Origin of the sequence: Microbacterium sp., assembly GCF_044340635.1 — a bacterium.
In the GTDB taxonomy this organism is placed as follows: domain Bacteria; phylum Actinomycetota; class Actinomycetes; order Actinomycetales; family Microbacteriaceae; genus Microbacterium.
Map to the genome: position 1 here is coordinate 251634 of NZ_JBIITF010000001.1, position 14460 is coordinate 266093.

Consider the following 14460-nt stretch of genomic DNA (forward strand, 5'->3'; position numbering starts at 1 on the left):
GACACCCGCGGTATCCCCTTGACCGGGCGCGCCGAATAGGGGTAACCCTCCTAGGCTCGGGGAGTGACCGATCCCGAGCGCGCCGCCGAACGAGCGCCGTCAGCTGGACTGAACAGCGTGGGATTGAACAGAGACATCCTGCGCCTGGCGGTTCCGGCGCTCGGCGCTCTCGTCGCCGAACCCGCCTTCCTGATCGTCGACGCGGCCCTCGTCGGGCACCTGGGCGTGGATCCGCTCGCGGGCCTGGGCATCGCCTCGGCCGTCCTGCAGACGATCGTCGGCCTGATGATCTTCCTCGCGTACTCCACGACGCCGGCCGTCGCGCGCCGCTTCGGCGCCGGCGACCCGTCCCGCGCGGTCTCGGTGGGAATCGACGGCATGTGGCTCGCGCTCGGAGTGGGGGCCGTGCTGGCTCTCGGCGGCTGGCTCGCCACCCCGGCGCTCGTCGGCGTCTTCGGCCCGACACCCGAAGTCGCGGAGCAGGCGCGCATCTATCTCGGGCTGTCGATGGGCGGGCTGCCGGCCATGTTGATCGTGTTCGCCGCGACGGGCCTGCTGCGCGGGATGCAGGACACCGTCACGCCGCTGTGGATCGCCGGCATCGGGTTCGCCGCGAACGCAGGGCTCAACGTCCTGCTCATCTATGGACTGGGATGGGGGATCGCGGGATCCGCTATCGGCACGGTGATCGCGCAGTGGGCGATGGTCGCGGCGTACGTCGTCGTCATCGGGCGCCTTGCGTCCCGACACTCGGCGCGCCTGCGCCCGCAACGTGAGGGCATCGGCGGGTCGGCGCGCTCGGGCGGGTGGCTGTTCCTGCGCACGGTGAGCCTGCGCGTCGCCCTGCTGTCGACCGTCGTCGTCGCCACGGCCATGGGGCCGGAGGAGCTCGCCGGATATCAGGTCGTTTTCACGATCTTCTCGGCCGCCGCCTTCGCCCTCGACGCGCTCGCGATCGCGGCGCAGGCCCTCGTCGGCAAAGGGCTGGGCGCGGGCGACGCGGCGGGTGTGCGGCGCGTGCTCGGCAGGACGGTGGCATGGGGCGTGTGGTTCGGCGTCATCGTGGGGGCCGTGATCGCGGTGTTCTCGGGTGCCATCGGGCTGGTGTTCACGGGATCGACCGCGCTCGCCGCGCTCATCCTGCCGGCCCTGCTCGTCCTGGCCATCGCGCAGCCCATCGCCGGCGTGGTGTTCGTGCTCGACGGCGTTCTGATCGGGGCGGGCGATGCCGCATATCTCGCCCTCGCGGGCGTGGTGAACCTCGTCGTCTTCCTGCCCGCGCTGGTGATCGTCTCGGCGACCGGCGTCGCGGGCGCGGGCGGGCTCGCGTGGCTCGCGGCATCCTTCTTCGGCGTGTACCTGTGCGCGCGCTTGCTGACGCTCGGCTGGCGCGTCCGCGGCACGGCCTGGCAGCGCGTCGGCGCGCACTGATCCCCTCGCCTGAGCGCGAGACTTCGCCTATGTCACCTTTGGGGCCCAGAAATGTGACACAGGTGAAGTTTCGCGCGCGGGGTGGGGGTCAGGAAGGGGAAGAGGCGTAGCGGCGGGCCCAGTCGTACATCACGACGGCGGCCGCGGCGCTCGCGTTGAGCGAGCGGGTCGAGCCGTACTGCGTGATCTCGACGACGGAGGATGCCGCGGCGAGCGCCTCGGGCGAGAGCCCGGGACCCTCCTGCCCGAAGATCAGGATGCACCGCTCGGGCAGGTCCGACCGATCCAGCGCGACGGATCCCTCGACGTTGTCGATCGCGACGATCGGCAGCCGCCGCTCCGCTGCCCAAGCCGCAAAGGTCGCGACGTCCTCGTGGTGGATGACGTGCTGGTAGCGGTCGGTGACCATCGCCCCGCGGCGGTTCCAGCGCCGGCGGCCGATGATGTGCACGGCCTCGGCGAGGAACGCGTTGGCGGTGCGGACGATCGATCCGATGTTCATGTCGTGCTGCCAGTTCTCGATCGCGACATGGAACGGATGCCTCCGCTCGTCCAGATCCGCGATGATCGCGTCCATCGACCAATAGCGGTACTGATCGACGACGTTTCGCCGATCCCCCTCGGCGAGCAGAACGGGGTCGAAGCGCGGGTCGTCGGGCCAGGCATCCGGTCCGCCCGGCCAGGGGCCGACGCCCACCGTGGTGTCCGCCTCGCGCTCGGGCTCCGCCTCGGGTTCGATCTCGGGCGCGGGTTGGTCGGTCACGGGGCCAGCGTATCCGGGCAGGTCGTGTCGACCCGTCTCCGCGCTCCTCGCTCAACAGCCGGGCCCGAGTGCACGACTTCGTGCCGAGCGCATGGGTTCTGCACCGCGCGCAGGTCGTACATTCGGAAACAACCCGTGCACTCACCGACGACCAGCACTTTTCGGCGTGCCGAAATATGGCTAGGGTTTCGGTGTGCCGAAAAATTCGACAGCGCAACAGGGCGCAACGCATGAGGCGAGCGGTGCCGTCAGCACTCCGAAGGTCGCGTGGCTGATCGGGCCCGCACTCGTGGCGGGGGTCGCATACCTCGATCCCGGCAACGTCGCGAGCAACATGACGGCGGGCGCCCAGTACGGGTACCTGCTCGTCTGGGTGGTCGTCATCGGCAACGTGATGGCCTGGCTGATCCAGTACCTCTCGGCCAAGCTCGGCATCGTCACGGGCGAGAGCCTGCCCGAGGTGCTCGGCCGACGTTTGCGCAACCGCTGGGCCCGCCGCGCCTACTGGCTGCAGGCAGAGCTCGTCGCGATGGCCACCGACGTGGCCGAGGTGATCGGCGGCGCCGTCGCGCTCAACCTGCTTTTCGGCATCCCCCTGCTGTGGGGCGGCGTGATCACCGGTGTCGTCTCGATCGGCCTGCTGCTCGTGCAGTCCAAGCGCGGTGCCCGTCCGTTCGAGAACGCGGTCATCGCCCTCATGATCATCATCGCCGTCGGCTTCACCGCGGGGGTGTTCGTCGGGCCTCCCGATCCCGCTGGGATCGTCGGCGGGCTCGTGCCCCGGTTCGAGGATGCGGGCTCGGTGCTGCTCGCCGCATCCATCCTCGGCGCGACGATCATGCCGCACGCGATCTACGCCCACTCGGCGCTCTCGCGCGACCGTTTCGCTCCCCCGCGCCCCACGACCGAGGGAGCCCCCGCTCCCGCCCCGACCCGCCACGCGGGCGATCAGCTCGCAACTCTTCGCGGCGTCGGCACGGCTCGCCTGCTGCGGGCGACGCGATGGGATGTCTCGATCGCCATGATCATCGCGGGCACGGTGAACCTCTGCATCCTGCTGCTCGCGGCGGCGAATCTCGCGGGCGTGCCCGGCACCGACAGCCTCGAGGGCGCCTACGCGGCGCTCCGCGACGGACTCGGACCGCTCGTCGCGACCCTGTTCGCCGTGGGCCTGCTCGCCTCGGGGCTCGCGTCGACGTCGGTCGGCGCGTACGCGGGTGCCGAGATCATGCACGGACTGCTGCGCGTGCGCGTGCCCCTGCTCGTCCGCCGTCTCGTCACCCTCATCCCGGCGCTGCTGATCCTCGGCGCCGGGTTCGATCCGACCTTCGCGCTCGTGCTGAGCCAGGTGGTGCTCTCGTTCGGCATCCCGTTCGCCCTCATCCCGCTGGTGGTGCTGACCGCTCAGGAGAGCACCCTCGGCGAATACCGCAACCGGCCCATCACGACGATCGGGGGCATCATCGCGAGCGTCTTCCTGGTCACGCTCAACGCGGTGCTGCTGTTCCTCGTGTTCACCGGCGCCTGACATCGCCGTAATCCTCGGACGGTACCCTGAGGCAATGGCACCCCCGAGCGCCGTGGTCGACGACTACCTCAAGGCGATCTACCACCACACCGAGTGGCAGGATCGCCAGATCACCCCGTCGCAGCTCGCGGGCGAACTCGGCCTCGCCCCTTCGAGTGTCACCGAGATGGTGCAGAAGCTCGCCGCGCAGGGTCTCGTCACCCACCGCCCGTACGGCCCCGTGACGCTGACGGATGCCGGCCACAAGCGCGCGAGTGGCATCATCCGCAGGCACCGCCTGATCGAGACCTGGCTCGTGCGCGAGTTCGGGTACGGCTGGGACGAGGTGCACGACGAGGCCGAGGTCCTCGAGCACACGATCAGCGACCGGCTACTCGAGGGAATCGACGAGCGTCTCGGTCGCCCCCGCTTCGATCCGCACGGCGACGCGATTCCGGATGCCGAGGGTCGGGTCGAGCGTGTGAGGTTCGTCTTGCTCGCTCATGCCGCCCCGGGGCACGAGGGCCGCGTTCTGCGCGTCAGCGATCGGGACGCCCCGCTCCTGCGTCACCTCGAAGAACGCGGCGTCGAGGTCGGGGCGAGCGTTCGCGTGGTTTCGCGCGAGATCCTCGAGGGCGACGCGGGGCCGATCACGCTCCCCGAGGGCGCGGCCTCGGCCGTGTGGTTATCGGCCTGACCGACGGCGCACGGGCTTCCGAGCGGACGATCCCCGATCGGACGGCCACTGCACCGCGGTGGCTTCTTCGCAGAAGGCCCACAACCTTTCGCCGCGCGCGGGATCGGCCGTCAGCGCCGCCGGGCGCGCTGTCCGCGGCATGCCCTTGAGCCCACCCTTCGGGCCCCAGAACGTGCCGCCCTCGGCATCCGGATCGATGAGCGCACGCACGGGTGCCCAGGCCCCACGCTCTTTGGACTGCGTCACCGCCGCCTGCAGGTTGTCCACGAAGCGCGCGCCACGCGTGGGCTCGTTGACGCCCCGGATACCGGTGGTGCGCCCACTCACCGAATATCCGGGATGGGCGACCAGGCTTCGCACCGCACGGCCGTGGGCACGGAGCCGGCGATCGGCTTCGAACCCCAGCGCCTGCGCGATGACCTTCGACTGCACGTAGGCCCGCCACGGCGAGTAATCCGTCTCCAGCTGCGGGTCGACCGGATCGTACGAACCCATGGCCGTCGACAGGCTGCCGAGCCAGACCATCCGCGCGGGCCGCTCTGCGCGCTCGAGCACGGGCAACAGCGCCCCCGCGAGCGCGAAGTGGCCGAGCACGTTGGTCGCCAGCACGAGCTCGTTGCCGTCTCCCGTCACCTCGCGCGTGCGGGGCGGGTGCACGATGCCCGCGTTCAGCAGCACCCCGTCGAGGCGAGCGCGACCGCCGACGGATGCCGCGGCGGCACGTACCGAACCCAGGTTGCTGGTGTCGAGCAGCAGCGTCTCGACCGAGGCTCCCGGCACGCGCCGGCCGATCGCCGCGCGGGCGGCGGCGAGGCGGTGCGGGTTTCGTCCCGACATGATGACGTGCGCCCCCGCGCGGGCGAGTTGCTCGCTCGCGAAGTAGCCGAGCCCCGCGTTGGACCCGGTCACGAGGAACACGCGGTCGTTCTGCGAGGGCAGAGATGTCGGGTTCCACTGATCGCGTCGGGCGCTCATGTCTCGACAGTACGGCCAGACGGCGACGATGCGCCGCACGCCGTGGCCGGAGGAGGCGCCGCACCCCGTCCAGGGCAGGCGCAAGTCGACCCATTCGGCCTAGGCTGGGCGGCATGGCCGCAGAACGCATCCTCCCGCGCACGAGGGCCGACATCGAGTGTTGGCTCACCGACATGGACGGCGTGCTCGTGCACGACAACCGGCCGGTTCCGGGTGCGGCCGAGTTGCTCGAACAGTGGCGCAACCAGGGCACCCCGTTTCTCGTACTGACGAACAACCCGATCTTCACGCCGCGAGATCTGAGCGCGCGCCTGCGCGCCTCCGGCCTGGACGTGCCCGAGGACCGCATATGGACCTCGGCCCTCGCGACCGCGGACTTTCTCGCATCTCAGCTGCCCGGCGGCACGGCGTTCGTGATCGGCGAGGCAGGTCTGACGACCGCGCTGCACGAGGCCGGCTACATCATCACCGAGTCCCAGCCCGACTATGTCGTGGTCGGTGAGACCCGCCAGTACTCGTTCGAGGCCATCACCCAAGCCATCCGCTTCATCAACGCGGGCGCGCGGTTCATCGTGACGAACCCGGATGCCACGGGCCCGACACCCTCGGGGCTCGTTCCGGCCACCGGATCGTTCGCAGCCCTCATCACGAAGGCCACGGGCAAGGAACCGTACGTCGTCGGCAAACCCAATCCGATGATGTTCCGGTCGGCCATGAACAGGATCGGCGCTCACTCCGAGAACACCGGCATGATCGGCGACCGGATGGACACCGACATCGTCGCCGGGATCGAGGCCGGCCTGCACACCGTGCTCGTGCTGACCGGCATCAGCGACACCGCCGAGATCGAGCGCTACCCGTTCCGACCCGACGAGGTGCTCGACTCGGTCGCCGATCTGGTCGCGGAGGAGCCTGCCGAGACCGAGCTGCCCGAGGTCATCTGACCGACCCCGGGCGCACGGGACTCGGGCGCATGACCGCCCGCGATGTCCGAGTGTGGCGGTATCGTCGCGGCGGTATCTTCTGAGCATGGGCGTATTGGACGACGGCGAGCGGGTGCGGGCAGCGGATGCCGCCGCCTGGCGTGCGTGGCTCGCCGATAACCATGCGGACTCGAAGGGCGTGTGGCTGGTGCGTGGCCGCAAGGGCTTCGCCCACCTCCACATTCCGTACGAAGAGGCGATCCGGCAAGCGCTGTGCTTCGGGTGGATCGACGGTCCGGTCCGCGTGTTCGACGACGAGACATCCGGGCTCTGGTTCGCCCCGCGGCGCGCGGGCAGCGGGTGGGCGGGCACCAACAAGGCCCGCGTCGAGATCCTGGAGGCGTCGGGCCAGCTCGAGGCCGCCGGCATCCGCGCCGTCGAGATCGCGAAGGCGAACGGGACGTGGACGATGCTCGACGGCCCCGAGGCGCTGATCGAGCCGCCCGAGTTCGCCGCGGCGCTCGACGCCGTGCCCCAGGCGCGCGCGGCGTGGGACGGCTTCCCGCCATCCGTTCGGACCTACGGCCTCACGCAGATCGCGAGCGCCAAGCGCCCCGAGACCCGGACGGCACGCATCGCGCGGATCGTTTCCGAGGCTGCCGCCGGCCGCCGGCCTTAGTTCAACCCGAGGGAGCACCGATGTCGCAACGAGACCTGATCTTCGCCGTGTCGATACTGATCGTTGGAGGCAGCCTGGTGACGTTTCTCGTCGCCCTGTGGCGGCGCCGAGGCGACCGCGACGACCGCGACTGAACCTGCTTTCGTTCTCGGCGGACCCTTCGACAAGCTCAGGGGCCGTCGCCCCCGGTCGCTGAGCCTGTCGAAGCGACCCGCCCAACGCCCCGGAAACGACTACTGCGGGTCGAGCCCGAGGTCTGCCAGCCCGATCGCCGCGCGCCACTCGAGGCCCGCGGCCTCGACGGCGGCCTGCGCCCCCGTGGCACGGTCGACGATCACGGCGACCGCCACGACCTCCGCGCCCTCGCGCCTCAGGGCCTCGACGGCCTTCAGGGCGGACTGACCCGTGGTCGAGGTGTCTTCGACCACGACGACGCGCTTGCCCGAGACATCTGCTCCCTCGATCTGGCGCCCGCGCCCGTGGTCCTTGGGCTCCTTGCGGACGACGAACGCGTCGAGGGGGCGTCCGGCGTGCACAGACTCGTGCAGGATCGCGTTCGCGATCGGGTCGGCGCCGAGGGTCAGACCCCCGACCGACGCGACGTCGGGGATGTCGGCGATCAGGTCGAGCATGATGCGGCCGATCGCCGGGGCGGCGCGGTGATCGAGCGTGAGCTTGCGCATATCGACGTAGTAGTTGGCCTGCTTGCCGCTCGAGAGCGTGAAGTCCCCGTGGAACACCGCCTCGTCCGAGATCAAGGCGATGAGCCGCTGGCGGTCGGCTTCGATTTCGGGTGTCGACGCGGTCATGGGCTCGAGTCTAGGGCGCCGACGCGCCCGCCTCGGCACCTTCCAGAAGCGAACGCGCCACGGAACGGGCCACGTCGAAGGGCTGAGCGAAGGTCTCCATGCCGACGGTGACGATGGCCCCCTCGTAGAGCAACATGAGTCGCTGCGCCATGTCGTCGGGCGCCGCGATCCCCGCCTCGCGGCAGAGCGCCGCGAATCGATCGAGCATCCAGGCTTTCTGCCGAGCAACCTCGGGAAACACCGCGTTACCGTCGTGACCGTCGCCGATCTCGGCGCGCGCGTTGATCGCGCTGCAGCCCTTCGGGCTATTCGCGTCCGACCACGAGATGGCCGCGTCGAAGATGCCCAAGATGCGGTCGATCCCCGGCTCGGGAACACGCTCGAGCAGATCGTCGAGATGCGCGCGCCAGCTCTCGTCGCGGTGACGCAGGTACGACAACACAAGGGCCTCCTTCGACCCGAACCGGTCGTACAGGGTCTTCTTCGTCACCCCTGCGGTCTCGGCGATCGTGTCGACACCCACCGCATGAATTCCTCGTTCGTAGAAGAGCACGGATGCGGCATCCAACACGCGTCGCGCGGCCGGGGTGAGGGGTGCCAGAAGGGGGGCGTCGCTCGTCATGCGTAGAAGTATACCAACCTGTATAGTCAACTCCTGTGAGTAAACAGATCGGTATACTTTCGGTGGCCCTAACGGCGGTGGCTGCCACGGCGTTCGTGCTCACCTGGAGCTCGGGATTCCTGGTCGCGGCCATCGCGACGGTCGATGTCCCGCCCACGACGTTGCTGGCCTGGAGATTCATCCCGGTCGCGATCGCGCTCCTGCTGATCGCCTCCGCATCGGGTTCGATGCGCGGCATCACGCGTGCCCAGCTCGGCACCCAGGCGGTGATCGGCCTGTTCGCGCAGTTCGGTTACTGCGCGAGCGTGTACGGCGCGATCGCCGTCGGCATCACGACAGGTACGACCGCGCTCATCGATGCCGTCCAACCCCTCGTCGTGGCCACGCTCGTCGGCCCGCTGCTGGGACTGCGGGTGCGCGGCGCGCAGTGGGCGGGCCTCGGCATCGGTGCCGCGGGAGTCGTGCTCGTGGTGCAGTCGCAGATCGGTGGATCGGATGCTGCTCCGATCGCCTACGCCCTACCGGCCCTCGCGATGGCCTGCCTCCTCGCCGGCACGTTCGTCGAGCGCCGCGCCCGCGAACAGCCGCCCGTGATCGTGGCACTGACGATCCACGTGTGCGTGACCGCGATCGGCATGACAATGCTCGCGGGCGCTACGGGGACACTTCTGCCCCCGGCATCCGTCTCCTTCTGGATCGCGACGGTGTTTGCCGCGCTCTCTCCGACCCTCGCCGCGTACGGCCTGTACTGGTGGCTGCTGCGCCGGGTCGGTGTGACGATCCTGAATGCGCTGCTCTTTCTCATCGCTCCGACCACCGCGATCGCGGGCGCCCTGCTGCTCGGCGAACCCCTCACCGCGCTCACGTTCGCCGGCTTCATCCTGTGCGGAGCGGGGGTCGCGGTCGTGCTCGCGAGCTCGCGTCTCGCCTCCTCTGGGCAACCGGCGCGCACCCCGGTCCCTCTGCATCCGAGCAAGCAGCACAGCGCGCATGAGAGCGGCCCCGGCACCTCTTAGGCTGGAGTGATGCGGCTCGCCACCTGGAACGTCAACTCCATCCGCGCGCGCGTCGAGCGCACCGTCGACTTCGCGGTGCGCGAAGACATCGACGTGCTCGCGATGCAAGAGATCAAGTGCCGACCCGACCAATTCCCGTACGCCCAGTTCGAAGACGCCGGATACTCGGTCGAGGCGCACGGCCTCAACCAGTGGAACGGCGTCGCGATCGCCAGCCGCCTGCCCATGACCGACGTCGAACATTCCTTTCCCGGCATGCCGGGATTCGCGAAGGGGCATGAAGGTACGGATGCCCCGCTCGAGGCACGCGCCATAGCCGCAACCGTCGGCGGGGTGAAGGTGTGGAGCCTCTACGTCCCGAACGGTCGATCACTCGACGACCCGCATTACGTCTACAAGCTCGATTGGCTCAGCGCGCTCGCGCAGTACACGCGCGAGACCCTCGACCACGACCCCGACACCGCGCTCGCGCTGGTCGGCGACTTCAACATTGCGCCGACCGACGACGACAACGGCGACCCCACGGTGGTGCCGGGCGTCACGACCCATGTGTCCGAGCCCGAGCGCGCGGCGTTCCGCGACCTCGAGGTGGCGGGTCTCAACGACGTCGTTCGTCCGCTCGTACCGACCGGCTTCACCTACTGGGACTACAAGCAGTTGCGCTTTCCCCGCAACGAGGGCCTGCGCATCGACTTCATCCTCGGCTCGCACGCCGTGGCCGACGCCGTCCGTGGCGCAGCCATCCATCGCAACGAGCGCAAGGGCGAAATCCCCAGCGACCACGTTCCGGTCGTCGTCGACCTCGAGCTGGACTCGGCGGAGGATTCGGACGACGTCCCGATGATCTTCGGATAGCCCCCCCCCCCCGTCTCCCCCGCGGGACGGATGTCCCGGCGAGCGCCGCGACGTACCGTTGAGGGATGAGCGAGTCCGATCGTCCGTTCGCCGAACGCACGCCGACGTCGGCGGACCTCCGGGCCGACGTCTTCCTCGCCGCCGCGATGCTCGTCGGCGGAGTGTTGAGCACGTGGCTGACGTCGGTCGCGGGATTCTACGGCGACGAGCAGGCGCCGCTCGCGTGGGGCGTGGTGTACACGGTCATCGTGACGGCACCGCTCGCCCTCCGGCGACGCTTCCCGTCGCTCGTCGCGTCGCAATCGTGGTGTGCGCCGCGTACTTCGTCGCCGTGAGTCTGCGCATCCCCGAGATCTATGTCGGCAACATCGCGATGTTCATCGCCATCTACACGGTGGGCGCCTGGGTGGACGACCGTCGCCGAGCCGCCCTGGTGCGCGCGGTGTTGATCGCCGGCATGTTCGTCTGGCTGCTGGTCACGACGTTCCAGGGCGCGACGGCACCGGTGGACGACGGTTTCTCTCGCGTGGGCGCGTTCTCGCCCTATGTCGCCTACATGCTCATCCAGTTCTTGATCAACGCCCTCTACTTCGGCGGTGCCTACTACTTCGGGGATCACGCTTACGCGGCGGCCCGCAAGCGCGCCGAGTTGAGCGAACGTACCGCGCAATTGGAACGGGAGCGCGAGGTGACCGCTCGGCAGGCGGTGGCGCTCGACCGCCTGCGCATCGCGCGCGAACTGCACGACGTCGTCGCCCACCATGTCTCGGCGATGGGGGTTCAGGCGGGCGCTGCCCGCGCCGTGCTCGACGCCGATCCTTCCGCGACCCGGCGCGCGCTGTCAGGCATCGAGGCGTCCGCTCGCGAAGCACTCGACGAACTGCGCCACCTGCTCGGCACCCTGCGCGCCCCCGAAGAGGCGGGCATCGAGGGCGCCGACAACGCCGCTTCGACCGTACGTCTCGCGGGACTGCCCGCTTTGGTCGAGCACGCCGTCGACGCCGGCCTGCCGACGACCCTGAGCGAACTCGGCGACCCGTGGCCGGTGCCCGATGTCGTGCAGGTCAACCTGTACCGCATCGTGCAAGAGGCGCTGACGAATGCCCGACGCCACGGCGGGCCAGACGCCCACGCGGACGTACGCCTGCGCTACAGCCCCGACGCGGTCGAGATCGAGGTCACGAACACCGGCCGCTCCGGCGTGCCCACCGGCGGAGGCCTCGGCCTCGTCGGCATGCGCGAGCGCGCGAGCGCCTCGGGCGGCACGATCGATGCCGGACCGCGCTCGCGCGGCGGATACCTCGTACGCGTCCGGGTGCCCCGCAAAACCTCGGCGGAACTCGCGTGAACGCCGAAAGCACGGCGGAGCGACCCATCCGCGTCCTCCTCGCCGACGACCATGCCGTCATGCGGACGGGATTCCGGATGATCCTCGAGGCCGCGGGCGGCATCAGCGTCGTCGGCGAGGCCGAGAACGGCGCGAACGCGGTCGCCCAGGCGCGCACGGAGCGCCCCGACGTCATCTGCATGGATGTGCAGATGCCCGTTCTCGACGGCCTGGAGGCGACGCGACGCATCGTGGCGGATCCCGACAGCTCGGCGGCCGTCCTGATCGTCACCACGTTCGATCGGGACGACTACCTGTTCCAGGCCCTCGCCGCGGGAGCGAGCGGATTCCTGCTGAAGAACGCAGGCCCCGAAGACCTTGTCGCGGCGGTCCGGGTCGTGGCATCCGGTGACGCCCTGCTCGCGCCCGAGGTCACGCGGCGTGTCATCGCGCGGTTCGCCGGCGGACCCGAGCACGCCACGAACGCCGGCGGTCGAACGCGCGCGCCGGCTGGTGTCACATCTGGTGCCGACGCCCCGCCCTTCACCGAGCGCGAGGTCGACGTCCTCCGCTTGCTGGCGCAGGCCCTCAGCAACTCCGAGATCGCCGCGCGACTGGTGATCGGCGAGGCGACGGTCAAGACCCACGTTTCCAACGTTCTGCAGAAGCTCGGCGCCCGCGACCGTGTCGCGGCGGTCGTCTGGGCACACCGCAACGGCTTCGCATGATCCAGATCGCCTGATCCCTCCTCCCCCGCACGCCGGAGGACGAAGACCCGCCACCCGGGGGATGTCCCGCGGCCGCGTGCTCCGTAGCGTGGAATCACACCCACGGAAAGGACGACGGATGCTACGACTGACCGGTATCACCAAGAGCTACGGGGGACGTCGGGTGCTCGACGATGTCGCGTTCGATGTCCTCCCGGGCCGCCTGACGGGATTCGTCGGCGGCAACGGCGCGGGCAAGACGACGACCATGCGCATCATCCTGGGCGTCCTCGGCAAGGACGGCGGACAGGTCGACATCGACGGCGCGGCCGTGTCGTCGTCCGACCGACGCCGGTTCGGCTACATGCCCGAGGAGCGCGGCCTGTACCCGAAGATGAAGGTGCTCGAGCACATCGTCTACCTGGCCCGCCTGCACGGTTATTCGAAGGCGGACGCCACGGCTCGCGCGCAGAGCCTGCTCGAACAGCTGGGACTCGGCGAACGCCTCGGCGACAATGTCGAGACGCTCTCCCTCGGAAACCAGCAGCGGGCGCAGATCGCCGCGGCGCTGGTGCACGACCCCGAGGTGCTGATCCTGGACGAGCCGTTTTCGGGCCTCGACCCCCTCGCCGTCGACGTCGTCGCCGGCGTGCTGCAGGCACGCGCCGCCCAGGGCACGGCGGTGCTGTTCTCGTCCCACCAGCTCGATGTCGTCGAGCGGCTCTGCGACGACCTCGTCATCATCGCGAACGGCACGATCCGGGCCGCGGGAAGCCGCGATTCACTCCGCGCTCAGCACTCCGCTCAGCGCTTCGAGCTCGTCTCGGCTTCCGACGCCGGGTGGGTGCGAGATGTCCCCGGAGTCACCGTGCTCGAATTCGACGGGGGCTACGCCCTGTTCGACACCGACACCGAAGACACCGCGCAGGTCGTTCTGCGCCGCGCCGTGGAACGCGGGGATGTGACGAGCTTCGCGCCCCAGCATCCGACCCTCGCCCAGATCTTCAAGGAGGTCATCCAGTGAGCACTCCCACGACATCCCCCGCCAGCCGTCCGGTGCCCTCGACGGCGCAGAGCGTCTACCTCGTCGCCGAGCGCGAGATCGGATCGAAGCTGCGCTCGAAGGCGTTCGTCATCTCGACCGCGATCCTGTTCCTGATCGCCCTCGCCGGCGTGATCTGGGGCGGCTTCACCGCACGCGACACCTCGGGGATCCCCGTCGCCGTCACCCCCGACGCCTCGTCACAGGTGCAGGGCGTCGAGGGGCTCGACATCACCGACGCGCCCGACCGTGCGGCCGCTGAGACGCTCGTCCGCGACGGAGAGGTGGACGCAGCGATCGTCGGCGACTCCTCGTCCCCCGTCGGCATCACGCTGATCGCGGAGTCGTCGGCGCCGACCACTCTGTTGTTGTTGCTGGCGCAGACCCCCACCGTCGAGCTGCTCGATCCGGACGAGACCGGCGGCGCGCTGCGCTACCTCGTCGCGATCGGATTCGGGGCCGTCTTCCTCCTCGCGGCGTCGTTGTTCGGGGGAACGATCGCGCAGAGCGTCGTCGAAGAGAAGCAGACCCGCGTGGTCGAGATCCTGATCTCCGCCGTCCCCACCCGGGCGCTGCTCGCCGGCAAGGTGATCGGCAATACGATCCTCGCCATGGCCCAGATCCTGGGACTCGCGGCGATAGCGGTCATCGGTCTGACGGTGACCGATCAGACAGCCCTGCTGCAGGGGCTCGGCGGTCCCATCGCGTGGTTCGCGGTGTTCTTCTTCTTCGGCTTCATCCTGCTCGCGTCGCTGTTCGCCGCCGCGGCCGCGATGGTCTCGCGTCAGGAAGACATCGGATCGACGACGACGCCCCTCACGATGCTGATCATGGCGCCGTACTTCCTGGTCATCTTCTTCAACGACAACCCGCTCGTGGTCGGCATCATGTCGTACGTGCCGTTCTCCGCCCCCGTCGGCATGCCGCTGCGACTCTTCCTCGGCGACGCACAGTGGTGGGAGCCGCTGCTGTCGCTCGCGATCCTGATGGCAACCTGCATCGCGGCCATCTTCATCGGAGCGAAGATCTACGAGAACTCGCTCCTGCGGATGGGTGCGCGAGTGAAGCTCCGGGAGGCTCTCGCCGGCTGACGCACCGCCACACGCG

Annotated in this window: 16 protein-coding genes; 12 read left to right on the forward strand and 4 right to left on the reverse strand. The window is 69.6% G+C overall.

From position 1 onward, the window contains the following. The first annotated feature begins 63 nt into the window (after positions 1 to 63). Complete coding sequence (locus ACIQ0W_RS01195) at positions 64 to 1431, forward strand: MATE family efflux transporter (RefSeq protein ID WP_396641070.1); 1368 nt, start codon at positions 64 to 66, stop codon at positions 1429 to 1431. An 88-nt stretch (positions 1432 to 1519) separates the two neighbouring features. On the opposite strand, the gene ACIQ0W_RS01200 is transcribed toward ACIQ0W_RS01195, so the two are convergent. Further along, positions 1520 to 2194 carry a TrmH family RNA methyltransferase gene (locus ACIQ0W_RS01200; protein ID WP_396641071.1) on the reverse strand — a complete coding sequence of 225 codons (675 nt, stop codon included), beginning with the start codon at positions 2192 to 2194 and terminating at the stop codon, positions 1520 to 1522. A gap of 193 nt (positions 2195 to 2387) precedes the next feature. On the opposite strand from ACIQ0W_RS01200, the gene ACIQ0W_RS01205 reads away from it, so the two are divergent. Together ACIQ0W_RS01205 and ACIQ0W_RS01210 are read left to right on the forward strand one after the other, a co-directional pair. Beyond that, positions 2388 to 3722 carry an Nramp family divalent metal transporter gene (locus ACIQ0W_RS01205; RefSeq protein ID WP_396641072.1) on the forward strand — a complete coding sequence of 445 codons (1335 nt, stop codon included), beginning with the start codon at positions 2388 to 2390 and terminating at the stop codon, positions 3720 to 3722. Between the two features lie 34 nt (positions 3723 to 3756). Then, on the forward strand, positions 3757 to 4398 hold the full coding sequence (locus ACIQ0W_RS01210; protein WP_396641073.1) for a metal-dependent transcriptional regulator: 642 nt from the start codon (positions 3757 to 3759) through the stop codon (positions 4396 to 4398). Here the strand turns inward: ACIQ0W_RS01210 and ACIQ0W_RS01215 are convergent. Next, positions 4387 to 5373, reverse strand: a complete 987-nt coding sequence (locus ACIQ0W_RS01215; protein ID WP_396641074.1) for an SDR family NAD(P)-dependent oxidoreductase — start codon at positions 5371 to 5373, stop codon at positions 4387 to 4389. The genes ACIQ0W_RS01210 and ACIQ0W_RS01215 overlap by 12 nt on opposite strands. A 113-nt stretch (positions 5374 to 5486) precedes the next feature. Between ACIQ0W_RS01215 and ACIQ0W_RS01220 the strand changes: the two genes are divergently transcribed. Together ACIQ0W_RS01220 and ACIQ0W_RS01225 are read left to right on the forward strand one after the other, a co-directional pair. Continuing rightward, positions 5487 to 6317 (forward strand): HAD-IIA family hydrolase, encoded by an 831-nt coding sequence (locus tag ACIQ0W_RS01220; RefSeq protein ID WP_396641075.1) that lies wholly within the window; start codon positions 5487 to 5489, stop codon positions 6315 to 6317. A gap of 85 nt (positions 6318 to 6402) precedes the next feature. After that, entirely contained in the window at positions 6403 to 6975 is a 573-nt protein-coding gene (locus tag ACIQ0W_RS01225; RefSeq protein ID WP_396641076.1) for a YdeI family protein, read from the forward strand. A gap of 233 nt (positions 6976 to 7208) precedes the next feature. Here the strand turns inward: ACIQ0W_RS01225 and pyrE are convergent, their stop codons facing one another. Further along, positions 7209 to 7784 (reverse strand): orotate phosphoribosyltransferase, encoded by a 576-nt coding sequence (gene pyrE / locus ACIQ0W_RS01230; protein WP_396641077.1) that lies wholly within the window; start codon positions 7782 to 7784, stop codon positions 7209 to 7211. A gap of 10 nt (positions 7785 to 7794) precedes the next feature. Then, on the reverse strand, positions 7795 to 8406 hold the full coding sequence (locus ACIQ0W_RS01235; protein ID WP_396641078.1) for a TetR/AcrR family transcriptional regulator: 612 nt from the start codon (positions 8404 to 8406) through the stop codon (positions 7795 to 7797). 62 nt (positions 8407 to 8468) lie between these two features. Between ACIQ0W_RS01235 and ACIQ0W_RS01240 the strand changes: the two genes are divergently transcribed. From ACIQ0W_RS01240 to ACIQ0W_RS01270, 7 genes are all read left to right on the forward strand, one after another. Then, the gene (locus ACIQ0W_RS01240; RefSeq protein WP_396641079.1) at positions 8469 to 9422 is read left to right on the forward strand and encodes a DMT family transporter; all 954 of its coding nucleotides are present in this window, start codon (positions 8469 to 8471) and stop codon (positions 9420 to 9422) included. Between the two features lie 9 nt (positions 9423 to 9431). Then, positions 9432 to 10277, forward strand: coding sequence for an exodeoxyribonuclease III (locus ACIQ0W_RS01245; RefSeq protein WP_396641080.1), 846 nt, complete (start codon positions 9432 to 9434; stop codon positions 10275 to 10277). A gap of 65 nt (positions 10278 to 10342) precedes the next feature. Next, positions 10343 to 10612: a hypothetical protein gene (locus ACIQ0W_RS01250; protein ID WP_396641081.1), complete on the forward strand. Its 270-nt coding sequence runs from the start codon at positions 10343 to 10345 to the stop codon at positions 10610 to 10612. Further along, positions 10582 to 11625 carry a sensor histidine kinase gene (locus ACIQ0W_RS01255; protein ID WP_396641082.1) on the forward strand — a complete coding sequence of 348 codons (1044 nt, stop codon included), beginning with the start codon at positions 10582 to 10584 and terminating at the stop codon, positions 11623 to 11625. The genes ACIQ0W_RS01250 and ACIQ0W_RS01255 overlap by 31 nt, the downstream gene beginning before the upstream one ends. 59 nt (positions 11626 to 11684) lie before the next feature. Then, positions 11685 to 12332: a response regulator gene (locus tag ACIQ0W_RS01260; protein WP_396641156.1), complete on the forward strand. Its 648-nt coding sequence runs from the start codon at positions 11685 to 11687 to the stop codon at positions 12330 to 12332. A gap of 118 nt (positions 12333 to 12450) precedes the next feature. Next, the gene (locus ACIQ0W_RS01265; protein WP_396641083.1) at positions 12451 to 13335 is read left to right on the forward strand and encodes an ABC transporter ATP-binding protein; all 885 of its coding nucleotides are present in this window, start codon (positions 12451 to 12453) and stop codon (positions 13333 to 13335) included. Further along, positions 13332 to 14444, forward strand: coding sequence for an ABC transporter permease (locus ACIQ0W_RS01270; protein WP_396641084.1), 1113 nt, complete (start codon positions 13332 to 13334; stop codon positions 14442 to 14444). The genes ACIQ0W_RS01265 and ACIQ0W_RS01270 overlap by 4 nt, the downstream gene beginning before the upstream one ends. Positions 14445 to 14460 lie beyond the last annotated feature (16 nt).